Here is a 23,204-nt window from a genome sequence, read left to right as displayed (position 1 = left end):
TACGGGGGTGCCTCACTCGCTGCACAGGCAGACGAGCCATTCCCTGGTACACCTTTCCGGGCCTCACGGGACCCGATTAAAACGTGTGTTCTTGGTTATGCCACTTCATGCTGTTCTTTTTTCTCTTCCACTTCAGGTTCTTCAAACATTTTACCATTGCCATAGCCTTTTTCTTTTCCTGGCAGCATTTGGTGAAGGAAAATGCCGATCACTGCTGACAGAGCCATCCCGGCGATCTGAACCTCCTCGGTGACCTGTACGAAGGCGCCTCCTACGCCGAGAACAAGGATGATGGATGCTATAATCAGGTTGCGTTTTTCTCCAAAATCAATTTGATTATCAATCAGCATGCGTAGTCCACTGGAAGCGATAATTCCGAAAAGAAGAATGGAAACCCCTCCCATAACGGCCGACGGGACAGACCCGATCACAGCCGTAACCATTCCTATAAAACCGAAGATGACTGCGATGACCGCTGCCCCTCCGATAACGAAAACGCTGTAGACTCTTGTGATGGCAAGCACGCCGATGTTTTCCCCGTATGTCGTATTCGGAGGACCGCCCAGACAGGACGCGATCATAGTGGCCGCTCCATCGCCGAGAATCGATTTATCAAGCCCCGGATTTTTCAAAAAGTTCCGCCCCACTACTTTGGAAAGAACCATTTGGTCCCCTGTATGTTCTGTAATCGTAACAAGGGCAAAAGGCACCATCAGGAGGGCAATTTCCCAGCTGATCACTTCCAATGGGCTGAAGTCGACAAAGGGAACGATGAAGTCAGGGACTTGGAAGAACGCTCCGAGAAAGCCTGTCACAGAATCTGCTGAAGTGAGTGCCTGCCATTCTGCTTGAATGGCCTTTGTATCCACAATACCCTGGAATAAGGCAAAGATGTATCCGCCGACGATTCCGAACAAGATGGGCAGCAGGGAGAAGAACCCCTTGAAAAAGATGGATGCGATGACCGTTAATCCTAAGGTGACCAGAGCTGTTGTCAAGTGCACACTGCTGTATACATTCTCTTCCTGCCCAGGCAGGTACATGGCCATATCGACCGCTGTGGAAGCCAGCCCAAGACCAATGACGATGATGACCGGGCCTACGACGATCGGCGGAAGCAGATTCATCAGCCATTTAGTTCCAAAAACAGTGATGAGGAGAGCGACCGCCCCGTATACAAGGCCTGTCAGAAAGCTTCCGACCATGGCCCCGGCTGCTCCGCTCGTCTTCGATACTTCAATGATGGGATAAATAAAGGCAAAGCTTGAACCAAGATAGGCCGGTACCTTTCCTCTTGTAATCAGCAGATAGGCTAGAGTTCCAAATCCACTGGATACTAAAGCGACGGCTGGGGAAAGTCCTGTCAGAAAAGGGACAAGGATGGTAGCGCCGAACATCGCAAACAAATGCTGCAGGCTTAAAGTCAGCCACTTTCCGGCTGCCGGAATTTCATGAATGTCTAATGCTGGTTGATGTTTTTCCACTTGTTCATTCCTCCTCTGCCCGTAAAAAAAGCCTCCCTACGCTTAAAAGGCGTAAAGAGGCACACGTGTAGCGGCTACACGAAGGGTCCATACGATTCCTTTTAAGCCTCACGGGACTTTTTTTAAAGGGCATGTTCATTCAGTTATCGTTCGAAAATTTTCACTTCGTCTTTCTCATCCGTTTCCGCAAGCGTTACGGTGATGACTTCCTCCAGGGAGGTTGGCACATTCTTACCGACATAATCCGCCCGGATAGGAAGTTCCCTGTGTCCCCGGTCAACGAGAACAGCAAGCTGGATTTCCTTCGGTCTCCCGTGATCCATCAGCGCATCCATTGCGGCACGCACCGTTCGTCCTGTATACAGCACATCGTCAACGAGAATCACTTTTTTTCCATCAATATCCGTTTCAATATTGGTTTCTTTTAATTCCGGTTCGGACGTCTGTTTCTCAGGAGTGAGATCATCCCGGTATAACGTGATGTCCAGTTCTCCCCCCGGCAGTTCCCGGCCTTCAATTTCGGCTACTTTACTTCTTATCCTCCGGGCAATGGGAACACCGCGTGTTTTTATCCCGACAAGAACAAGATCTTCAATCCCTTTATTTTTCTCAATGATTTCATGGGAGATTCTGGTGAGTGCCCGCCGGATGGCTGCATCGTCCAGAACCGTGGCTTTCGGATTCATGGGCAAGCTCCTTTACAAAAAAACCCCTTTTCCGCATGCAGGCAGAAAAGGGGTTTTTTACGCATAGATCACTCGTAAAATCACCGTACCTTCTCAGCCTCACGGGACTGCTCTTAAAGGTCTTTATATTCTATTAAGGATTATGTCAAAGCATTCATCTTTTGTCAAGACTGGATTTATCATTCACGAAGCTCGAGTTCACGAAGAACATCCGCAAATTCCTGGGGAGGATCCACTTCAAATTGCATCCACTCTCCTGTTGAAGGATGCTCAAAACCCAGCACTTTGGCGTGAAGCGCCTGACCATTAAGATCGAGAGTCTTTCTCGGGCCGTATTTCGGGTCACCTGCCAGCGGGTGGCTGATGTACCGCATATGGACACGGATCTGGTGGGTGCGCCCTGTTTCAAGCTTGCACTCGACGTGGGTAAAATCATTAAAAAGACGAATGACCCGGAAATGGGTCACGGCATCACGGCCGCCATCGACAACCGTCATTTTCTGACGGTCCTTCGTATCACGGCCGATAGGGGCGTCAATGGTTCCATATTCATGACTGATCTCCCCATGGACGACCGCTTCATATTTCCGCTCCACTGTTTTCTTGGAAAGCTGGTCTGCAAGAGAACGGTGGGCCTTATCATTTTTAGCCACCATAAGGAGTCCGCTCGTATCTTTATCAATTCGGTGGACAATGCCCGGCCGTTCCACCCCGTTGATGCCGGAAAGATCTGTACAATGATGAAGCAGCCCGTTGACGAGCGTACCGGAATAATGCCCAGCGGCCGGGTGGATAACCATGCCTGAAGGTTTATTGACGACAATCACATCGGAGTCTTCGTAAACGATATCCAAGTTCATATCTTCCGGCAGAATATCCATCGGCTCCGGGTCAGGAACATGCCATGTAATGGTTTCCCCTTCCTGCACCTTATAATTACTTTTGACAGCTTTTCCGTCCACAAGAATGACATCACCCTTCAGCCATCCCTGGATCTGGGATCTGGACACATCTTCAATGACTTCTGTTAATAATTTATCAATCCGGGTGGATTGGTCTTTTTCTGTTACGTTGTATTGTTCACTCAAGATTCTATACTTCCTTTCTTTTTACGCTCGTCTAAAAAAGCAGCGATCATAATGAAAGCAACACCGATGACGAGCGCCGAATCGGCGACATTAAAGATCGGGAAATCGTAGGTGAAAATATACGTGTTCGCAAAATCCACGACTTCCTTCCGAAAAATCCGGTCAATGAAATTGCCGACAGCTCCGGCGAGTATCAAGGAAAGGGCTGCTCCTACAAGGCGGCTCTGCTTTCCCATCTGCTGAAGATAGTAAATGACAAATCCAATCACGATTACCGTAATGATGTAAAAAAACCACATCTGCCCCTGGAGAATTCCCCAGGCAGCTCCCTGGTTCCGGTGTGACGTTAAATAGAAGAAATTCTCGATAACCGTGATGCTTTGTCCTATTTCCATTTTAGTAACGACCAGATACTTCGTCCACTGGTCCAGTACGATCAGCACTAAGGCTGTCAGATAATACACATACATACGCGTCCTCCATCAAACAATTGTTATCCCTGGCTATTGTACCACATTTCGACGGGCGAAACCTGTTCCCATAGGAAAAGGCACCGCTGCACAGAACGGTGCCTGATGAATGGCACGGACCAGTTTATGTAGAATGCTGTTAAGGCTGGGAGCTGTACTCCTGTTCCATTTTCCGTTCCACTTCCTGCTCATTGTCAATCTCTGTATCAAACAGATGATCCCAATCATCATTTTCAATCATATCAATCTGTGCTTCCACAAGCATACGGAGCCTTGTTTTGAACACTTTTGCCTGCTTTTTCATATCCTCGACTTCAATGGAGATCCGGCGTGATTTTTCCAGTGCTTCATTAATAATACGGTCGGCGTTCTTTTCTGCTTCTTTAATAATGAGCTTCGACTCTTTGTTTGCACTGTTTTTTACATCTTCGGCCGTTTCTTGAGCCACAAGGATGGATTTATTCAATGTCGTTTCAATATCATTGAAATGACCAAGTCTCTCATTCAGCTGCGTCACTTCCCGCTCCAGTTCTTTCTTTTGACGGATGACAATTTCATAATCCTTAATGACCTGATCAAGAAATTCGTTAACCTCATCCTCGTCATACCCACGGAAGCCCCGGGTGAATTCTTTGTTATGAATATCCAATGGTGTTAAAGGCACACCAGCCACCTCCCCATCTAACTCGTTATGTTAAAGATTCGACAACAACCTTCGATTTCCTTCTTTTCAGCAGGATTAATTCAGGCGTGCTGTCATAATTTTGTATTTGTCCTTTTTCGTCTGGCCCGTTACTTCATCCAGACGGCTCCGGCCTTTTCCCTTGAGAGAAATCAAATCTCCGGGCTCCAGTGAAAATGCGCCGTCATCCACGGTCCGGAAATTCACTTTCACATGGCCGCCTTCAATAAAAAGACCAGCTTTTTTTCGGGACATGCCGTAGATTTCTTTAACGATTACATCCAGACGGAGTGAAGACACAGTCGTTTCTCTTTTTGTCCACGTTTCATCACTTTCTATACGATCCGCCCAAGGAACCTCCTTGAAATCGACGGTGGAACGCTTGATTCCCTTCAAATTCATTTTAATATAATCGCTGATTTCAGCGGCGGCTGTCAGCTGGATGATTCCATCCTTCACGACAACATCCCCGATTTTCTCACGACGGATGCCGAGGGACATAAAAGCCCCGAGCACATCTCTGTGTTCCATCGTTACGAATTTCACCGGATATTCGGCCTGAAGCAGGATCAGCTGGAAATCTCCCTTGTCGATCTGCTCATAATCAGGAGCAATGACCGCCCGCTTCCGCTCACTGTTTTCCGCACCACCTTCAAGCTGGTAGATCAGATCCGCGTCATTCCCCATCACTGCTTTGACAATTTTCTGCTCACGCGGGTCGAGGAAATCTGATAAACGCCGCTGGTACTTTAAAGCCACATCCTCCCGCCAGGAAACCACCTGGTCGATAAACGGATGCTCTTCTTTTCTAAAATGCTGGTACATGTCCATAAAAAGCCTCCATAACTACCAAAAGGAACAGAAAAGAGCGGGAAATGCTCTAGCTTCTGTTCCTTCTTTTATAACCCTGCAAGCATCCAGTAAAGCTGGTTCAATCCCTGCGAAGCAAACCGCAGAACGATAATGGCGACGAGCGGGGAAAGATCAATCATCCCAAGCGGTGGAATGATTTTCCTGAAGGGCTCAAGAAACGGTTCGGCCAGGCGGCCGAGTATCTGCCCAAAGCTGGATTCACGTGCTCCCGGAAACCAGGAAAGCAGGATGTAAATGATTAAGATCCAGCTGTATAATTGTAGTGCTGTCGTTAAAATGTTAAAAACAAAAGCCATGACTTACCACCTTCTATTCAAGTCCTCTTCTTCTGCTGTAATAATATCAGAAATCGATCCGGAAATTTCTACATTATCCGGTGTACAGAGGAAGGTTTGTGAACCTAGTTTTTGAATGTCTCCACCTATAGCATATACGGTTCCGCTTAAAAAATCTACTATCCGCTTCGCCTGATTGTGATCGACACGCTGCAGATTAATGACAACGGCACGGCGGCTCACCAGCTGATCCGCAATATTCTGCGCCTCATTGTAGCTGTTCGGTTCACTCAGGACCATTTTGGATGAGGACTTTGCACTTTTCAGGCTGACAATGTTGTTACTATCCTGCTTCTTCGTGTTTTTCTGGGGCTGATGGGACTCTTCGTCGTCTTCTTCCACTTCTTCTTCAATGTATTCATATTCATCGTCTAACGTAAAAAATGAACGGAATTTATTCTTCATGCTCATTTCCATCACCTCATTGTTTTATTGTCCGCCGACAAGACAGGAACCGAGTCGTACGTGAGTAGCTCCTTCTTCTACAGCCAGCGCATAATCATTGCTCATTCCCATGGACAAGTATTCACACGGCGCATGGGCATACCCTTTATCCCTGATCCGGTCCCTTAAGGCCCGAAGCTGACGGAAGACGCCGCGGAGACGCTCCTCATCTTCTGTATGCGGAGCCATTGTCATCAGACCAACGATTTTAACTTGTTTAAAGTCCTGCACAGCTTCTATAAAGCTTTCCACTTCTGAGGCAGGCAGTCCATGCTTGGAGTCCTCCCCGCTGATATTCACCTGAACGAAGCATGGTACAGGTGCAGACGCCCTTTTGTCAATTTCCTTTGCCAGGGAACGTCTGTCAAGGGAATGAATCATCGACACATAGTCGATGACTTCCTTCACTTTCCGGGACTGCAGCGTCCCGATGAAATGCCAGGTAGCCTGATCGCCGACTGCCTCATATTTTTCAAGCAGCCCTTCCCTGCGATTTTCCCCAAGGTTGTGTATCCCTGCTTCCAAAGCTTCCTGCGCCCGCTCGGTGGACACGTATTTCGTAACCGCCACAATGGATACTTCATTGGGATCACGTCCGCACCTTTGACAGGCCTGTTCAATATTTTCTTTAATTTCTGCTAGATTTTCTGCTACAGACATTGCTGAACTCCTTCCCGTCCCTTAAGCTTTCAAAGCAATAAAACCGAGCATCCGCCCTGTTTTCCCCTGATCGCGGCGATGGGAGTAAAACTGATCTTCCTTCTCGTATGTACATGCTCCGGAAATCTGCACAGCAGATTCCTGCATTCCCATTTCGATTAACATTTGTCTATTTAATTCTTTCAAGTCCAGTTGATACCGACCGCCGCCTTTATTCAAAACGCATGCTTCGTGGTACGGCTTGGGTATGTGACGGATCACGTTGTCGTCCACTTCATACTGCTCCGGACTGATGCATGGACCGATCACAACCTGGATATCCTCCCTGGAGCACCCTTTCTCCTCCAGCGCAGAAATCATCCGGCCGGACATGCCGTGAACGGTTCCTTTCCATCCGGCATGAGCAATTCCAATCCATTGGGATTCGGGATCAAAAAAGTACAGGGGCACACAATCGGCATAAAAAGCTCCAAGAACCAGATTCTTCTCTTTTGTGATCAGCCCGTCCACTCCAGCAGCGGCTGTTTCCAAAGACTCGGAACCAGCGCCAGCCGGCAGGGAGCCGGCGTCAGCTACTTTTGTGCCGTGAACCTGTTCCCCTATGACCCAGCGGGACAAAGGGATACCGATTTCCTCTGCAAGAAGCCTGCGGTTTTCTATGACCAGGTCCTCTTCATCATGGACATGGAGCCCCATATTCATGGATGAAAAAGAACCACGGCTGACCCCTCCGTTCCTTGTCGTTATCCCGGAAATGATTTCAGGATACTGCTGGAAACAGGAGAGCTGTCTCGTTGATTGTCGTTTGAAGGGTTCCACTTCTTAACCACCACCTCAATTTCATTCATTTTAACACATTTTCCTTCTCATTTCTTGCTCTATTCCGCTGAATCTGTCTTTTGAACTGCAGGCAGTCCTTTATAGGCAGACTTTTTCACTAATATAACGTCCGCTCCAATGTTTACGATCTGATCCCATGGGATGGTCATTTCTTCTTCTTTTCCGAACAGACCCATAGCTTTCCCTTTCATCGTCAGTACAAGCCCTTTTAAGCGCCCCCGCTGCGTATCAATGTCAAGGTCGCTGATATACCCGAGACGCTCTCCTGTTTCCATGGCGATGACGTCCTTCATCTGCAGTTCGGTAATTTTCATTTCAGCTCACACTCCTTATCTTACTATATGCAGCGGCTGTGGAGAATAGAAAAAGTGGCTCGTTCTCCTGTATTCTTAAGGATTTTCCGACATTGTACCTGCCGTATTGGAAACAAAAAGAACTTTTCTGCCAGGCGGCAGAAAAGTTCTTTTATTGAAACATGGAGGTATTCATTTCTTTAATGGCTGCTTTTTCAAGCCTTGATACCTGAGCCTGGGAAATTCCGATTTCTTCGGCCACTTCCATCTGGGTTTTCCCCTGAAAAAAGCGTTTGGTCAAAATCATTTTTTCCCGGTCGTTCAGTTTTTTCATCCCTTCTCTCAGGGACAGTTCATCGATCCATACGGTATCTTTCTCACGATCATCCTTCAGCTGATCCACTACAAAAATCGGGTCGCCTCCATCATTGTATATGGGTTCAAACAGAGAGACCGGATCCTGAATAGCGTCCATAGCGAATACAACATCCTCATGAGGAACACCCATCCGTTCAGCAATTTCATGTGGAGCTGGATCTTTATTGGTTTCACTGATCATCTTCTCCCGCATCTGCAGGGCCTTATAGGCTGTATCGCGCAGGGACCGCGAAACCCGGATCGGGTTATTGTCTCTTAAGTATCTTCGGATTTCTCCGATGATCATCGGTACAGCATAGGTGGAAAATTTCACATTGTGACTGAGATCGAAGTTATCTATGGATTTCATAAGACCGATACATCCTACTTGGAATAGATCGTCGCCATATTCTCCACGATTGTTAAAGCGTTGAATCACGGATAAAACGAGGCGGAGATTTCCATTCACCAGTTGTTCCCTGGCCTCAAGCTCTCCACTCTGCAGTCGTACAAACAGGTCTTTCATTTCTGTGTTTTTCAGTACCGGAAGTTTTGATGTATCTACGCCGCATATCTCTACTTTATGTCGTGTCAATGTAAGACCCTCCCAGGAAGCTGTAATCAGTTCTCAGTATCTCCCTGGGTGGGAATTTTATGCATCGGCTTTACATGAGGTTTTTAGACCATTTTGTCGAACTCCCGCTGCAGACGGCGGATAATTTTCTTCTCCAGCCTTGATATATAAGACTGGGATATCCCCATCATATCGGCTACATCCTTCTGGGTTTTCTCTTTCTTTCCAATCAGGCCGAAACGGAGCTCCATAATCTGTTTTTCCCTGTCATTCAACTGCTCGAGTGCTGATTTGAGAAGCTTTTTATCGATTTTCTTTTCGATTCCTTTTGTAATCAGATCTTCTTCCGTACCAAGAATATCGGATAATAGCAGTTCATTGCCGTCCCAGTCGACATTCAAAGGTTCATCAAAGGAAACCTCGGTTTTCAGCTTATTGCTTTTACGCAGGTGCATCAGAATCTCATTTTCTATACAGCGGGAGGCGTAAGTGGCTAGCTTGATCTTTTTCTCCGGGTCAAAGGTATTCACGGCCTTGATCAGACCAATGGTCCCGATACTGATCAAATCTTCTATGTTTAACCCTGTGTTTTCAAACTTTCTGGCAATATAAACGACCAGCCGCAGGTTTCTCTCAATCAGCATGGCCCGGGCAGCTTTGTCCCCTTTGGGCAGACGTTCCAGAAGCTCTTTTTCTTCTTCCCTGGAAAGGGGCGGTGGAAGTGCCTCACTGCCTCCGATATAGTAGATTTCATCCTGCTTAATCCCAAGCTTCATTAACAACCGGTAATACCAGAGCCGCGCTCTGAACATCCACTTGAACATGAAATCCTCCTTCTCCCTTACGCTGATTTTCCTTTGACCATGACATGGGGGTGGATCAGCATTTGATAAAGTCCGTCCCGGGTTAATGGTTGATGCTGGACGCCGACAAGAGGGTGTTTGATTACCAGCGGCCCCTCATTCGTCTGTACAGTAATCTGATCGATCATGAGTGTAACGAGAAGCCTGCCGGATATCCCTGCTGCCTGATAAGGAACAAGCCGCACAGCGGACTGCAGCGTTTCGGGCAGTTCATGGAGAGAAGCGAGTACATCTTCCTCTTTTAACTGCTCCAGCTCCCCATCGGCCAGAAGCTGCTTCCACACCGATGGATCAGCGAGAAACACCATTTTTCTGCTGACTGGATCAATCAGCTGATTTCCACTATCCACAAGACCTTGGCATACAGCATGTTGACCGTTCCATACCATTTCCACCTCATAAACATCCTCATATTTCAATTGATGAATCTGGAGCTGGTTGAACCGCCATTTGGTAAACAGATAAGCCGACGGACAGCCTGCAGCAACAAACAGCCAGCTTACCGGATCCCCATAACCGCCGCTGAACGTGACGACCGCCCCCTTCAAGACGTCGACTTCTGAAGCGAGAAAAAAATGGACTCCCATCATACTTCCTCCAATGGCAAACGTTACGAAATAAAACGTGACCCACTGGACAAAAAAAGCACGGAGGGAGGTAAAGGTAAAGGCAGTCAGGATAATGACCACGGAAAAAAGCAGTTTCCCTGCACTGCCCACCAGCCATGAATCCGGCATATAAATGGTCACCGGTACAATCAGCGATGCTGTAAAAGCTCCGACAGCCATCCTCCATTTCGAGGACCCTGCACGGGTGAGACCCTGTGTAAGCGACAGGATCATGCCGTCCATCAAAAGATTAAGCAGCCAGACAGCATCCAGATATAAAATCCTCTCTCCCTCCCTTTTTCTGCTGTTACACCGAGTATAAGCCCGTCCCATTGAAAAGTCTGTCGCAATCTGATTACGCTGCTGGCAAGTTTTGTAGAAGACTGAAACCGAAAAAAAGCCGCCGTACTCATATGAGTACGGCGGCTTTATGCCATCATCATCAGCGGCGGCGGTTTCGGTTTCTAAGGAATGTAGGAATATCCAGGGTGTCTTCTTCCTGCGTATTTCCTTTCTGCTGTGGCTGCGGCGCTTCACGACGCGGCTGTTCTTCACGAACACTACTGCGCTCACGTTCCGGCTGCTGCTGTTGAGGAGCAGGCTTCTGCTGGTTGATCTGCGGGCGCTTTTTCTGCTGTCCCTGTGCCAGCTGAGATTCGTCAAATCCAGTTGCAATAACCGTTACGACGATTTCATCTTTAAGATTCTCGTTGATAACGGAACCAAAGATAACGTTCACTTCCTGATCGGCTGCAGACGTTACAATATCAGCGGCCTCCTGTACTTCATACAAGCTCAGGTTCGCTCCTCCGCTGATGTTCATCAGCACCCCGTGGGCACCATCAATGGAAGTTTCAAGCAGCGGAGAGGAAATCGCTTTTTTAGCTGCTTCTGCTGCGCGGCTTTCTCCTGTAGCAATACCGATGCCCATCAGAGCAGAACCTTTGTCTACCATGATCGTTTTCACGTCGGCGAAGTCCACGTTGATCAAACCAGGAACGGCGATCAAGTCGGAAATCCCCTGAACACCTTGACGAAGGACGTTATCCGCCTCACGGAAGGCCTCAAGCATAGGCGTATTCTTATCTACGATTTCAAGAAGACGGTCGTTTGGTATCACAATCAATGTGTCTACCGCGCCTTTCAAGCCTTCGATTCCGCCTGTAGCCTGTGTAGAGCGCTTGCGTCCTTCAAACGTAAATGGACGTGTAACAACCCCTACCGTCAGGGCACCCAGTTCTTTAGCAACCTGGGCAATGACAGGCGCTGCCCCCGTACCGGTTCCTCCGCCCATACCAGCGGTAACAAAGACCATATCGGCTCCTTGAAGGGCCTCCTCAATCTGCTCTTTGCTCTCTTCAGCCGCTTTGCGACCGACTTCCGGATTTGCTCCGGCACCTAGTCCGCGTGTCAATTTTCCACCAATCTGCATTTTCACTTCTGCTTTGGAAAGGTTCAAAGCCTGGGCATCTGTGTTGACAGCGATAAATTCTACGCCCTGGACTCCATGTTCAATCATTCGGTTGACGGCGTTGCTTCCGCCGCCTCCAACACCGATTACTTTAATAGTTGCCAGCTGATCCATGCTTGTATCAAAATCTAACATCTTCCGTTCCTCCTAATACACGAGATTACAAGATTTATTGCTTCGTCCGTCGATTGACCGACTCAAACTTGTGATTTAGTCAAAGAAATACTTTAAGAGATTGCTGAAGCCTGACTCTTTTTTCTTTTCTGTTTTTTCTTTTTCTTCTTTAGGCTGTGGTTTTGCCGAACGCTTCTGCTTTTTCGGCTGTGGTCTTTCCTGGAATTCATCTGAGACAGAAGGAAATATCTCTTTTCCTTGTATTTTCGCATTACGATAGGCGAATTGCAAGATGCCTACGCCGCTGGTAAACTGCGGTTCACGAACGCCGATATAATCAGGAATAGCCAGTCTGACGTTAGCGTGGAATACATCCTGGGCAAGCTCAAGCACTCCCGGCATATTCATCGTACCACCGGTGAGAACAAAACCTCCTGGTAATTCACGAACACCCATTTTCTGAAGTTCCTGTGCTGCAAAGACGAAAATTTCTTCTAGTCTAGCTTCAATCATATCAGAGATTTGCAATTGATTGAATGCCTGTTGACGATTACTGCCAATAATTGTGACGGAAAAATTCTCATCTTCGTTCGCATCGTCAAAAAAAGCGTGTCCATGTTCCACTTTCACCTGTTCCGCTTCTTCTGTTGATGTACGCAGACCGATGGATAAATCCTTGGTAAGGTTATCGCCCCCGAAAGGAATCATGCTCGTTCCCTTCAAGTGCCCCTCTTCGAAAACAGAAATGGTTGTCGAGCCGCCTCCTACATCAATCAGAGCAACGCCGAGATTGGTCTCGTCGCTGGAGAGGGAAACGGTCCCGGAGGCAAGTGGCTGCAGACATACATCAAGTACTTCCAGCCCTGCTCGTTCCACACATTTGAGTGTATTATGTAAAACGGTTTTAGCGCAGGTGATAATCATGCCTTCCATTTCAAGACGGACACCGATCATACCGCGTGGGTCAGTAATTTCATCCTGGCCATCCACAATGAACTGGCGGGGAATCACATCGATAATTTCCCGTTCCGGCGGAATAGACAGAACCTGAGCCGCATCAATGACCCGGGTAATATCCTCATTTCCGATTTCCCTCGTTTCACTGGAAACCGCCACGACTCCGTGACACGGCTGCAGCTGTATATGGTTGCCGTTGACGCCTACGACGACACGGTCGATTTTCATGTCCACCATCCGCTCCGCCTGTTCGACGGCTGATCGAATCGAATGAACGGTTTGATCGATATCCACGATCGCCCCTTTTTTCATTCCATTCGATTTTGCTGTACCAACCCCGATGATGTTGAGGCTGTCATTCATAATTTCACCAATAATAACTTTAATCCGACTTGTGCCTATATCTAAACTTACTAGTATTTCATTTTGATTCACCAGTGACGCACCTCCTGTTACAAGCCATATGAGTAGTTCAAAGCATATCGAATTCATGTAAAAAATACAATCATTGCAATATAAACGTAAATGAAATGATATATTACATGGGTCATATCCTTTGATATCGGTATAAAAAACCAGTACATTAGTTGTTTTCCACAGACTTTCGTTAATTTCCTCTTACATACGCTTATTTTTTTATGTTTTCCACTAGTAATATCCGGGCGGGTAAAAAGGCTTTGGGAAGGGATGGATAAAAAACCCACATCTTCCAGCCCGACAGCACCTTATTCCCGCCTCAACGGTTCATCTACGACCGGATCCTGTGCCCCTTCTGTATCAGCGGCTGCGTTTTCCTGCTCCGGCTCTGCGGGCTGCTCTCCATCTTCTTCAGACGGCGGTTCACTGTCCGACTCTGAACCAGCGTCTTCTTCCACTCCGGCGTTCTCTTCATTATCTTCAGGTGTGTTGAATTCTTCGAAATAGGCCCCTACATCGATATGGATGACACCTTCCGCCCCTTCTTCCAGCTGGGCAGCAATGGAAGGATAAGCCGGCATTTTTTCTGAAAATGTCCGTATGGATGCTTCCACCTGGTACCCATCATTCATATACAGGCGGATTTTATAAGGGTTTCCGTCCTCCGGTTCCCAGTGAACTTCTGAAATCAAGTCCGCTACACTCGGAGGCAGTTCTTTCAATTCCCCGGACATTTCCTTCAAATACATCTCTTTATCAAATCCTGCTAAAACCGGAGCGTCTCCACCAGGAAGAGCTGTTTCTTCATCGAGCCTCGAACCGTCTTCCATGATGACATAATACTGACCATTGCTCTGCACGTAACCGATGCGTTCCGCTTCTTCCACTTCAATCGTTACATCGTTTGGAAAAGAACGGTCAATTGAAGCAAAGGTAATCTCTTCGTGAGATTCAACCTTTTCCTTCAGTTCTTCTGTATCCATTCTCCAGTAATTCGTTTCAGTCGTGATTCCTGAAAGGGTCTGTATTTCCTCTGCAGGCACGTGGTATTGGCCTTCGACGGTGATATTCCGGACATTACTGAGTGGAGACTGCAGGTAAACAACGGCAGCAATCAGAAAAAATAAAATCGTTAAGTATAAGATTAATCGGCGGTTGGCTTTTTTACGCCTCGTCTGTTTCAGTTTTGGTATACGGTCTTCTATGGAAACTACTTTTCTTTCTTCCATAACGGGCATTTCTCCTTCTGGCTAGACACCCTTCTGCTGTCCATCTAGCTGTTTGAAAGAATGATAGTCCTCGCAAAGGTGTCTCGGATTTCCAAATACACCTAATTGGTTCCCATTATATCACAAAATGAGAGGGGGAGATTGAGTGAGTTTTACTAGATTCCTAACATTTTTGTGCAGAATCCGCACCTTACCTGATCGTTATGTGGAAAGTGTCTTCTTTCCTTCCTGCAAAGAAGAGCACCGCCCCCATAATTACCCCGGTACTTCCCTGAACAAACCTTCTTTCCCTTACCAATTTTTTCTGGACTCTGCCTCCCTGTAAAAATGGAAAAACCACTGCCATAGAGGGCAGCGGTTTTACCGGGTGGAATAGCGGCTCACACTGAGCAGCAGTCCGAGAGAAGCCAGTGTTAAAGTGAGGGAAGATCCCCCGTAGCTGACAAGCGGTAGAGTGATCCCCGTCACAGGAATCAAACCTGTGACAACACTCACGTTAATCATCACCTGAATACTGACCATGCCGACAATTCCAAGAGCAAGCAGCGACCCGAACAAATCAGGAGCGAGCAAACTTGTCCGTATCCCTCTCCAAAGCACAATAAAGAAGAGCGAAAGAATAAAAAATCCACCTAGAAAGCCCAGTTCTTCGGCAAGCACGGCAAAAATAAAATCAGTCTGCGGCTCAGGTAGATAAAAGAATTTCTGCATGCTGTTCCCAAGACCAAGGCCGAGCAGTCCGCCGGGACCGATTGCATACAGCGACTGGATGATTTGAAAACCTGCCCCAAGCGGGTCCTCCCATGGATGAAGAAAAGCTGTAATTCTTTTGATCCGGTAAGGAGCTGAAGCAATCAAACCGATCATCCCTGCCATTCCAGCGGCTGCAATCCACATAAAATGGCTGATCCGCGCGCCGGAAGTAAACAGCATCACGAGACATGTCCCCACCATGACGACGCCTGTCCCTAAATCGGGCTGCAGCATAATCAATGCAAAAGGAAAAAGGATCAGAGCCAAAGCAGGGAGAAATCCCTCCTGGAACGAATTCATCTTCTTCTGCCGCTCAGAAAGAAAGCGGGAAAGATAAAGAATCAACCCGAGCTTCATAAACTCTGACGGCTGGATACTGAACATCCCCACACCAATCCAGCTCCTTGCCCCGCCTCTAACCATTCCGACACCGGGAATGAGAACAGCGGCAAGAAAAACCAGGCAGATGATCATAATTTTCTTCGAATGCGCGTGCCAGACATAGTAAGGAATTCTGGAGAGAACGACCATGGCAATCAGACCTGCTGCTGCAAAGAGGATCTGACGCTTAGCGAAGAACCATGGGTCGTCAAACTTGTACTCCGACCAGATGCTGGAGGAACTGTACACCATTACAATTCCCATGATTAAAATGCCGAGAATAGCGGTGATCAACCATATATCCGGCTTTTTTGTCGTTTCCATAAAAAAAGCCCTACCTCCCATCGGAAATGGAAAACAGGGCTTAAGCTTGTCACATAAGCCCTTATTAAAGGGTATGCACAGCTTCGATAAACATGTGGCCTCTTTCTTCAAACGTTTTATATTGATCCCAGCTGGCACATGCAGGGCTTAAAAGAATAACATCTTCCTCAGCAGAACGCTGATACGCTTCCTTGACGGCCTCCTGCATCGTATCAACCTTCACGACATCAGTAATACCAGCCTTCTCCGCTGTTCCGGCAAGAAGGTCTGCGGTTTCACCAAAGACAACCATGGATTTCACTCCAGATAAGTAAGGAATCAGGCCGTCAAAGCCCGTTCCTCTGTCCAGACCGCCGGCCAAAAGGATGACAGGCTTTTCGAAGGACCGTAGAGCGTATGAGGTGGCCAGAAGATTCGTAGCTTTTGAATCATTGTAGAATAAACGGCCGTTCTTTTTCGTCACATACTGCAGCCGGTGGGGAACTCCAGCAAAGGTTGAGAGAACCTCTACAATCGCTTCACTGCTGACTCCGTTGGCTTTCACGGCCGCCACAGCGGCGAGAATGTTCTGCAGGTTCTGTTCCCCTACAAGAACGATATCCGCTTTTTTCATAATGGCTTCTTTTTCAAAGTAGATGGAAGTCTCGTCCGCCCAGGCTCCTTTCCCCTGCTCTTTCAGAGAAAAAGGAACAAGTTCTGCGGTCACTTCAGGCAGAAAGGATGCAATGGCTGCATCATCCGCGTTGTAGACCAGCACGTCCTCGTCTGTCTGATTTTTTGCAATCCGCGCTTTAGCTCTATGGTAATTGGTCAGCGTATGATGGTAATCCAAATGGGCTTCGTAGAGATTCAGCCAGACAGCAATATCCGGACGGAAGGTCTGCGTGCCAAGAAGCTGAAAGGAAGACAGTTCCGTAACCATCGTTTCAGCTTCAGACGTGTTTCTGGCTACCTCACAGGATACGTGACCGATGTTTCCGGCAAGGGAAACAGGCTTCCGATCCGCTTGAATCATTTCATGGATCAGCGTTGTCGTGGTCGTTTTTCCATTGGAACCTGTAACAGCAATCATCGGTCCTTCATGAAGCCAGCCAGTCAATTCCACTTCTGTTACGACAGGGAGATGGCGGTTGACCGCTTCTGCAACAACCGGATTCTCATAAGGAATCCCCGGGTTTTTAATGACATAATCGATGTCATCAAGTACAGATAATGGATGGCCGCCTGTAATGACTTCCGCACCGCTCTCTTTTAAATAGTGCACTTCCGGACTGTCCGGATCTGCTTTAAAGTCGTTGATTCTAACCTTTACTCCACTGTCAAGCAGCAGCTGTGCCGCTGCGGTCCCGCTCTTAGCAAGACCGAGGACAAGAACATGGGTATAAGGAAATCCGCTTAACTTCTTCATCCAAACATCACCTCAATATAAATACCAAGCACGGCAAAAATCAGTCCGACCGCCCAGAACGTCGTTACGACCCGCCACTCTGACCAGCCTTTCAGTTCATAATGGTGGTGAAGGGGGCTCATTTTAAACACGCGCTTCCCAGTTGTTTTAAAGGATATGACTTGAATGATGACCGAGAGAGTTTCCAGGACGAAAACTCCGCCGATCACGACTAAGATCAATTCCATTTTTGTCAGGATAGCAATGATTGCGATCGCACCGCCGAGAGCAAGGGAACCGGTATCTCCCATAAATACTTTGGCAGGGTGGGCATTAAATACAAGGAACCCGAGAAGGGCACCGACAATGGCCAGAGAGAAAATGGTGACTTCTACATTCAACTGGCCTGTCCATGCAAGTATTCCGAATGCACCGAAGGCAATTGCAGCGGTTCCGGCCAGAAGTCCGTCCAGGCCATCGGTTAAGTTAACCGCATTGGATGCTCCAACGAGCATAAATAAAATCAGCAGGGCGTATCCCCAGCCCAAGTCAAAATCAATGGATGTACCGGGAATACTGATATACGTCGGGAAATCGGACTGACGAAGAATGATGTACACGACAAGGGCAATCACAATCTGCCCGAGCATCTTCTGTTTGGACGTTAATCCAAGATTCCTTTTTAAAGCTACTTTAATATAATCATCCAAAAAGCCCAGAAGGCCGTAGCCGACTAAAACAAATAACACAAGGAACAACTGGATGTTCCCCGTGTCCGGGTTAAACCAATAGGATGAGATCAATGTTGTGATCACGACGGATACGATGATCATGACACCACCCATAGTCGGGGTGCCGGATTTTTTCTGATGGGACTGGGGTCCCTCGTCTCGAATACTTTGACCGAATTTCAAACGTCTTAAAAATGGAATGATTATCGGCGAAATGACTACAGTGATGGCGAATGAAAGGACCATTGTTAACAGTAGTATGTATTCATTCATAGTTTGTTTTCCTCCTTTTGCAACATCATCGCCTGTCGATCACTCCACAAGGTCTGGCAGCATGTCTTCCAATTTCATTCCACGTGATGCTTTCATGAGTACGACGGTATCCGCTGTTAATAACGGGCGGATATGATGACCTGCTTGTTGCTTTTCTTTGAAATGTTTGACTTCCATGTCCGGATACCGGGAGGAAGCAGCCTCTGAAATTTTCTCAGAATGGACGCCGATTGTAAAGACAGCGTCAATCTTTTCATCAACCGCTTCGGCTACACCGGCGTGAAGCTCCTCTGATTTCTCTCCGAGCTCATACATATCCCCTAATATTAACACCTTTTTTCTTTTGGATGTCAACTGTCGGACGACTTCAATCATTGCCTTCATCGATGTTGGGGAGGCGTTATAGGCATCATTAATGATGAGGGATCCCTTATGGCCCTGATGCTTTTCAAAACGCATGGCAGACATCTGCATCTGTTGGAACCCTTGCTGGATCTCCTCTCTTGTCAAACCAAGACGTTTGGCAAGGGCGATGACAAACGAAGCATTCTTCACATTGTGGCGGCCTGTCATTGGAAGTTCATACGCATCTTCCATCAGCTGGAATGAAGATGCATCGTCAGTCATAGCTGTAATTTCAGCTTTATAGTCAGACGACGGCCCGAAACCGCAGCCGATTACACCTGCTCTTGTTTTCACATGATCAAGCAGCGGCTCATCGGCATCAATAATCAGGCATCCATCCTCTGCCAGTCCGTCTGTAATTTCCAGCTTGGCGGCGGCAATCGCTTCTCTGGTACCTAAATTCTCGATATGGGACTCGCCGATGTTTGTAATGATTGCATGGTCCGGTCGTGCGATGTGAGACAATACGGAAATCTCACCCGCTCTGTCCATGCCCATCTCCAATACGACGGCTTCTGTGTCCGGCTGCATAGCCAGGACCGTCAAAGGAAGACCAATATGATTGTTAAAGTTTCCGGCTGTTTTATGGGTGTTGAATTTCGCGCCGAGCACAGCAGCAGTCATATCCTTTGTTGTCGTCTTTCCATTGGAGCCTGTGACGCCTATTACAATCGGATCAACTTTCTCTAAATACCAGGAGGCGAGATCCTGGAGCGCCTTGGTCGTATCCGTTACATAAAAGATCGGAAAATCCGTAGGGATCAAAGCGGGAAGCGGCTGGTCTTCCTGCCACAAGGCAGCCACCGCCCCTTGTTTAATGGCTTCACCGGCAAAGGTATGGGCATCAAAGCTCTCCCCTACGATGGGGACGAACAAACTCTGCGGGGCGGCCTTTCTTGTATCGGTCATGATCGAGGAGACAGCGATTTTATCTTTGCCGGCTCCTTTAAAGGTTGGAAATAGATGTGTAAGCTCCTGAACGTCAAAAATCATTATGAATGCTCCTTCATTTCTCTTATTATCTCTCTTACCGTTTCACTATCATCAAAGGGATGGCGGACTCCTTTAATCTCCTGATACGTCTCATGGCCTTTTCCTGCTATGAGGATCATATCCCCTTCACAAGCAGAACGCACGGCCTTTCTGAGAGCCTCCCTGCGGTCTTCGACAATTTGGTAATTCCCATGCAGATCAGCGGTGATATCCGCAAAAATCTGATCGGGGTCTTCCGAGCGGGGGTTATCTGTTGTGAAAATCACGTGATCTGCATGCTGGACACTGATTCCCCCCATGACGGACCGCTTACTTCTGTCCCTGTCCCCGCCGCAGCCGACTACGAGGATGATCTTCCCTGTAGTGACAGCTGCTGCCGTTTTCAGCACATTCTCAAGCGAATCAGGGGTATGGGCATAATCGACGACTACTCCAAAAGGCTGACCTTCCCGGATCGATTCAAACCGCCCCTTTACCCCTTTGGTATGAAGAAAAGACTGCTGAATCGTTTCAAGTGGAGCGCCGGACAAGATGGCAGCTGCTGCTGCTGCCAGCATATTATAAATGCTGAATTCCCCCATCAAAGGACTTTCAATCCTAATCGTCCCGATCGGAGTTTCCATTTGAAAAAAAGTCCCCTTTTCCGTCAGACGGCAGTCCCGGGCCTGAACGTCGGCCCTCCCCTTCACGCCATAGGTCAGCAGCCCCTGCGAAGTAGAACGGATGAACTTCGGAGCTGCAGGGGAGTCAATATTAATGACGGCAAAACGCTCCCGTTGCTTATTATACCCATTCCCTAATTGTGCGAACAATAGGGACTTCGCACGAAGATAATCATCAAAATGGTCATGATAATCCAAATGGTCCCTCGTCAGGTTTGTAAATACCGCCACATCGAAATCACATCCGTACACCCGCCCCTGATCGAGCGCATGAGATGAAACTTCCATCACCGCATGCTCCACACCGGCTGTTTTCATATCGCTGAAATATTGGTGGAGGGTTAAGGCATCCGGCGTCGTATTTTTCACGGGCCGCCGCTTTCCGGCAATATCTACTTCAATCGTTCCAATTAACCCTGTCTTCTTCTTCATCCTCTGGAATATATCATAAAGCAGATAGCTGATGCTCGTCTTGCCATTGGTTCCTGTAATTCCTGTCACATGAAGATCTTCTGAAGGGTTACGATAAAAAGCGGCGGCTGTCATCGCAGCCGCCCTGGTTGTATCATTGACAAGAATAACTGGAACATTCAAGGACAGCGGCTCTTCAGCTACCACAGCTGCCGCTCCCCGCTTGACGGCGTCAGCTGCAAATCGATGACCATCCATGTTCACCCCACGCATGCAGATAAACATGTCTCCAGGTGAGGTTGCACGTGAATCCATACTGAGACCCGTAATACTGACGTGCTTCAACGACCGTGAACTTTGGTAAAAAGGGACAAAGCGGAGCACCTTTTCTAATTTCATCACTGTCACCCTCACCTGTTTACAGATTTAATGAATGGATGAAGAAACATCAATCCCCAAGAAAAACACGGACGGTAGACCCTGTAGGAACCTTTACTCCCGCTTCCGGCGCCTGAGTAACGACCTTCGTCCCCTCACCGCTGACCTCTACCTCTAAATTCATCAGCATCCGGCTCAAATCTTCCTTGTCCATTCCCGTAATTTCCGGCACTTCAACAAGCGGCTCTTCCGGCCAGGCGTATTCTTTTTCCAAACCATCCTTACGTGGTTCTACCCCCATGGCCCGCAGACTGTCCCCCATGATGTTTCCAACAATCGGCGCTGCCACGACGCCTCCGAACTGGACAGTGTTTTTAGGATTGTCAATGGCAAGATAAACAACAAGCTCCGGATCATCAGCAGGAGCAAAACCGATAAAGGAAACGATGTGGTTATTCTCCATATACTTCCCGTCCGGTCCGACTTTCTGCGCTGTACCTGTTTTCCCACCGACACGGTACCCCTCTACATAGGCGCCCCTACCGGTCCCCTGTGCGACAACACTTTCCAGTGCATGGCGGATCTGGGCAGAGGTTTCTTCCGATATGACTTGTTCTTTCATCACCGGCTCATTTTCTTCCAGCACCTCTCCTGATACTGGATCAAGCCAGGCCTCCTGGATGTACGGCTCATAATAATAGCCTCCATTCACCGCGGCGGCTACAGCCATGACCTGCTGGATCGGTGTGACAGATACTCCCTGTCCAAAAGCAGTCGTCGCCTGTTCGACAGGCCCCACATTCTCCCGTTTGAATAAAATACCACTGCCTTCTCCTTCCAGGTCAATCCCTGTCTTGGAGCCGAAGCCGAATAAGTCAATATAGTCGAACAGCTTTTCTTTGCCAAGGCGTTCTCCAAGTTCCACAAAACCAGGGTTACAGGAGTTCTGGACCACTTCTAAAAACGTTTGATCTCCATGCCCTCCACTCTTCCAGCAGTGCAGGGTCGCCCCATCCACTTTTACAGCACCGGAATCATGGAAGTGTTCCTCCTCAAGATCCACAAGTCCCTCTTCGAGTGCTGCAGCAAGGGTTATAATCTTAAATGTCGATCCCGGCTCATATGTACTCCACACAGGAAGGTTGCGGTTGTACACCTCGGGTTTCACTTTTTGATAATCCGCTGGATCAAAGTTCGGCCTGGACGCCATCCCTACCACTTTGCCCGTATCCGGATCGACAGCAAGCGCTACCGCCCCGTCAGGGTTATATTTGGCCTGGGCGATATCCAGTTCCCGTTCGATAATGGACTGCACCTGATAGTCGACTGTAAGCTTGAGGTCTTTCCCGTCGATAGGCGGCTCATACACATCCGCCATATCCGGCATCCGTTTTCCCTTGGCATCAGAGAAAAAGGATAAGGCTCCTTTTTCGCCTTTCAACTCTTCATCATAATACGCTTCAAGTCCCAGAAGGCCCTGGTTATCAATGCCACTGAAACCCAGCACATGGGATAAAAAAGAGCCGTGCGGGTAGTACCGCTCTGAATCCTCAGCAATATAGACACCCGGCATATTCAACGATTGAATCGCCGCCGCCTGCTCCTCTGAAATCTTCCTTCCCTCCGGGTGAATTTTTTCAATGGAGATCAGCTTCGTGACGTGTGTATAAGCTTTCTCCACACTCATATCCAAAATCTGAGAGAGGTTCTTCGCTGTCTGTTCGGGTTCTTTAATCTGCCGTGGTACAACCATGACCGTCGGCGCCGACTGATTTCCTACCAGCACCTCTCCATTCGTATCAAGAATCTTTCCGCGCTCGGGCTCGAAGGTAATATCCCTGCTCCAGGACTCCTCAGCCTTCGCAATCAGAAAGTCGCTCAAGAAGAACTGGACATACCCGAGCCTGCCGGCAATGACCATGAAAATAAACATGCCCACAAAAAAGACAGTGACTAATCGTTTCTTTACGATCACCTGTGATACTCGTCTCATCTCCATAACTCCTTTAACAAGTCGTAGAGTCAGCTTGTATCACTATATGCAATCGAAAAACGATTAGA

General features: G+C 47.9%; 23 protein-coding genes. All 23 read right to left on the bottom strand.

What is annotated here, in order from left to right:
* Positions 1–95: 95 nt before the first annotated feature.
* The 23 genes from QMA39_RS03015 to QMA39_RS02905 all read right to left on the bottom strand — a co-directional run bounded on the left by QMA39_RS03015 (position 96) and on the right by QMA39_RS02905 (position 23,136).
* Complete coding sequence (locus QMA39_RS03015) at positions 96–1,484, bottom strand: solute carrier family 23 protein (RefSeq protein WP_281657952.1); 1,389 nt, start codon at positions 1,482–1,484, stop codon at positions 96–98.
* Between the two features lie 143 nt (positions 1,485–1,627).
* Complete coding sequence (gene pyrR, locus QMA39_RS03010) at positions 1,628–2,170, bottom strand: bifunctional pyr operon transcriptional regulator/uracil phosphoribosyltransferase PyrR (RefSeq protein ID WP_027954129.1); 543 nt, start codon at positions 2,168–2,170, stop codon at positions 1,628–1,630.
* A 179-nt stretch (positions 2,171–2,349) separates the two neighbouring features.
* Positions 2,350–3,258: an RluA family pseudouridine synthase gene (locus tag QMA39_RS03005; protein WP_027954128.1), complete on the bottom strand. Its 909-nt coding sequence runs from the start codon at positions 3,256–3,258 to the stop codon at positions 2,350–2,352.
* Entirely contained in the window at positions 3,255–3,728 is a 474-nt protein-coding gene (lspA, locus tag QMA39_RS03000) for a signal peptidase II (protein WP_281657951.1), read from the bottom strand. Before lspA ends, QMA39_RS03005 begins: the two co-directional genes overlap by 4 nt.
* 139 nt (positions 3,729–3,867) lie before the next feature.
* On the bottom strand, positions 3,868–4,392 hold the full coding sequence (locus tag QMA39_RS02995) for a DivIVA domain-containing protein (protein WP_027954126.1): 525 nt from the start codon (positions 4,390–4,392) through the stop codon (positions 3,868–3,870).
* A gap of 75 nt (positions 4,393–4,467) precedes the next feature.
* Positions 4,468–5,241: a YlmH/Sll1252 family protein gene (locus QMA39_RS02990; protein ID WP_281657950.1), complete on the bottom strand. Its 774-nt coding sequence runs from the start codon at positions 5,239–5,241 to the stop codon at positions 4,468–4,470.
* Between the two features lie 68 nt (positions 5,242–5,309).
* A complete protein-coding gene (locus QMA39_RS02985) occupies positions 5,310–5,579 on the bottom strand; it encodes a YggT family protein (protein ID WP_027954124.1) in 270 nt (89 codons plus the stop codon).
* 3 nt (positions 5,580–5,582) lie between these two features.
* Complete coding sequence (locus QMA39_RS02980; protein ID WP_027954123.1) at positions 5,583–6,029, bottom strand: cell division protein SepF; 447 nt, start codon at positions 6,027–6,029, stop codon at positions 5,583–5,585.
* Between the two features lie 18 nt (positions 6,030–6,047).
* Complete coding sequence (locus QMA39_RS02975) at positions 6,048–6,722, bottom strand: YggS family pyridoxal phosphate-dependent enzyme (RefSeq protein WP_281657949.1); 675 nt, start codon at positions 6,720–6,722, stop codon at positions 6,048–6,050.
* A gap of 21 nt (positions 6,723–6,743) precedes the next feature.
* Positions 6,744–7,541, bottom strand: a complete 798-nt coding sequence (gene pgeF / locus QMA39_RS02970) for a peptidoglycan editing factor PgeF (protein ID WP_281657948.1) — start codon at positions 7,539–7,541, stop codon at positions 6,744–6,746.
* A gap of 59 nt (positions 7,542–7,600) precedes the next feature.
* Positions 7,601–7,876, bottom strand: coding sequence for a YlmC/YmxH family sporulation protein (locus tag QMA39_RS02965; protein ID WP_027954120.1), 276 nt, complete (start codon positions 7,874–7,876; stop codon positions 7,601–7,603).
* Between the two features lie 151 nt (positions 7,877–8,027).
* Positions 8,028–8,807: an RNA polymerase sporulation sigma factor SigG gene (gene sigG / locus QMA39_RS02960; RefSeq protein WP_027954119.1), complete on the bottom strand. Its 780-nt coding sequence runs from the start codon at positions 8,805–8,807 to the stop codon at positions 8,028–8,030.
* 83 nt (positions 8,808–8,890) lie between these two features.
* Complete coding sequence (gene sigE / locus QMA39_RS02955) at positions 8,891–9,610, bottom strand: RNA polymerase sporulation sigma factor SigE (protein ID WP_027954118.1); 720 nt, start codon at positions 9,608–9,610, stop codon at positions 8,891–8,893.
* A 17-nt stretch (positions 9,611–9,627) separates the two neighbouring features.
* Complete coding sequence (spoIIGA, locus tag QMA39_RS02950) at positions 9,628–10,590, bottom strand: sigma-E processing peptidase SpoIIGA (protein WP_281658371.1); 963 nt, start codon at positions 10,588–10,590, stop codon at positions 9,628–9,630.
* A 109-nt stretch (positions 10,591–10,699) separates the two neighbouring features.
* On the bottom strand, positions 10,700–11,863 hold the full coding sequence (gene ftsZ, locus QMA39_RS02945) for a cell division protein FtsZ (RefSeq protein WP_027954116.1): 1,164 nt from the start codon (positions 11,861–11,863) through the stop codon (positions 10,700–10,702).
* Positions 11,864–11,938: 75 nt separating this feature from the next.
* Positions 11,939–13,234 (bottom strand): cell division protein FtsA, encoded by a 1,296-nt coding sequence (ftsA, locus tag QMA39_RS02940; protein WP_027954115.1) that lies wholly within the window; start codon positions 13,232–13,234, stop codon positions 11,939–11,941.
* A 290-nt stretch (positions 13,235–13,524) separates the two neighbouring features.
* On the bottom strand, positions 13,525–14,445 hold the full coding sequence (locus QMA39_RS02935) for an FtsQ-type POTRA domain-containing protein (protein ID WP_281657947.1): 921 nt from the start codon (positions 14,443–14,445) through the stop codon (positions 13,525–13,527).
* Positions 14,446–14,805: 360 nt separating this feature from the next.
* Positions 14,806–15,903 carry a stage V sporulation protein E gene (gene spoVE / locus QMA39_RS02930; RefSeq protein ID WP_027954114.1) on the bottom strand — a complete coding sequence of 366 codons (1,098 nt, stop codon included), beginning with the start codon at positions 15,901–15,903 and terminating at the stop codon, positions 14,806–14,808.
* A 64-nt stretch (positions 15,904–15,967) separates the two neighbouring features.
* Positions 15,968–17,311: a UDP-N-acetylmuramoyl-L-alanine--D-glutamate ligase gene (gene murD / locus QMA39_RS02925; protein ID WP_281657946.1), complete on the bottom strand. Its 1,344-nt coding sequence runs from the start codon at positions 17,309–17,311 to the stop codon at positions 15,968–15,970.
* Entirely contained in the window at positions 17,308–18,294 is a 987-nt protein-coding gene (mraY, locus tag QMA39_RS02920; protein ID WP_206932479.1) for a phospho-N-acetylmuramoyl-pentapeptide-transferase, read from the bottom strand. The genes murD and mraY overlap by 4 nt, the downstream gene beginning before the upstream one ends.
* Positions 18,295–18,333: 39 nt before the next feature.
* On the bottom strand, positions 18,334–19,692 hold the full coding sequence (gene murF, locus QMA39_RS02915) for a UDP-N-acetylmuramoyl-tripeptide--D-alanyl-D-alanine ligase (RefSeq protein ID WP_281657945.1): 1,359 nt from the start codon (positions 19,690–19,692) through the stop codon (positions 18,334–18,336).
* A complete protein-coding gene (locus QMA39_RS02910; RefSeq protein WP_281658370.1) occupies positions 19,692–21,164 on the bottom strand; it encodes a UDP-N-acetylmuramoyl-L-alanyl-D-glutamate--2,6-diaminopimelate ligase in 1,473 nt (490 codons plus the stop codon). Before QMA39_RS02910 ends, murF begins: the two co-directional genes overlap by 1 nt.
* 49 nt (positions 21,165–21,213) lie before the next feature.
* A complete protein-coding gene (locus QMA39_RS02905) occupies positions 21,214–23,136 on the bottom strand; it encodes a stage V sporulation protein D (protein WP_027954109.1) in 1,923 nt (640 codons plus the stop codon).
* Between the last annotated feature and the right edge of the window lie 68 nt (positions 23,137–23,204).

The organism is Halobacillus sp. Cin3 (assembly GCF_947311855.1).
Lineage (GTDB): Bacteria > Bacillota > Bacilli > Bacillales > Halobacillaceae > Halobacillus > Halobacillus kuroshimensis.
The sequence above is the reverse complement of the archived record's forward strand: the minus strand, read 5'-3'. Positions and strand labels throughout refer to the sequence as shown.

Coding starts and splice junctions, on each gene's coding strand:
- pyrR (WP_027954129.1), bottom strand. CDS start 2,170: ATGAATCCGAAAGCCACGGTTCTGGACGATGCAGCCATCCGGCGGGCA.
- lspA (WP_281657951.1), bottom strand. CDS start 3,728: ATGTATGTGTATTATCTGACAGCCTTAGTGCTGATCGTACTGGACCAG.
- QMA39_RS02990 (WP_281657950.1), bottom strand. CDS start 5,241: ATGGACATGTACCAGCATTTTAGAAAAGAAGAGCATCCGTTTATCGAC.
- QMA39_RS02985 (WP_027954124.1), bottom strand. CDS start 5,579: ATGGCTTTTGTTTTTAACATTTTAACGACAGCACTACAATTATACAGC.
- QMA39_RS02980 (WP_027954123.1), bottom strand. CDS start 6,029: ATGAGCATGAAGAATAAATTCCGTTCATTTTTTACGTTAGACGATGAA.
- QMA39_RS02975 (WP_281657949.1), bottom strand. CDS start 6,722: ATGTCTGTAGCAGAAAATCTAGCAGAAATTAAAGAAAATATTGAACAG.
- QMA39_RS02965 (WP_027954120.1), bottom strand. CDS start 7,876: ATGAAAATTACCGAACTGCAGATGAAGGACGTCATCGCCATGGAAACA.
- sigE (WP_027954118.1), bottom strand. CDS start 9,610: ATGTTCAAGTGGATGTTCAGAGCGCGGCTCTGGTATTACCGGTTGTTA.
- spoIIGA (WP_281658371.1), bottom strand. CDS start 10,590: ATGGGACGGGCTTATACTCGGTGTAACAGCAGAAAAAGGGAGGGAGAG.
- ftsZ (WP_027954116.1), bottom strand. CDS start 11,863: ATGTTAGATTTTGATACAAGCATGGATCAGCTGGCAACTATTAAAGTA.
- QMA39_RS02935 (WP_281657947.1), bottom strand. CDS start 14,445: ATGGAAGAAAGAAAAGTAGTTTCCATAGAAGACCGTATACCAAAACTG.
- spoVE (WP_027954114.1), bottom strand. CDS start 15,903: ATGGAAACGACAAAAAAGCCGGATATATGGTTGATCACCGCTATTCTC.
- murD (WP_281657946.1), bottom strand. CDS start 17,311: ATGAAGAAGTTAAGCGGATTTCCTTATACCCATGTTCTTGTCCTCGGT.
- mraY (WP_206932479.1), bottom strand. CDS start 18,294: ATGAATGAATACATACTACTGTTAACAATGGTCCTTTCATTCGCCATC.
- murF (WP_281657945.1), bottom strand. CDS start 19,692: ATGATTTTTGACGTTCAGGAGCTTACACATCTATTTCCAACCTTTAAA.
- QMA39_RS02910 (WP_281658370.1), bottom strand. CDS start 21,164: ATGAAATTAGAAAAGGTGCTCCGCTTTGTCCCTTTTTACCAAAGTTCA.
- QMA39_RS02905 (WP_027954109.1), bottom strand. CDS start 23,136: ATGAGACGAGTATCACAGGTGATCGTAAAGAAACGATTAGTCACTGTC.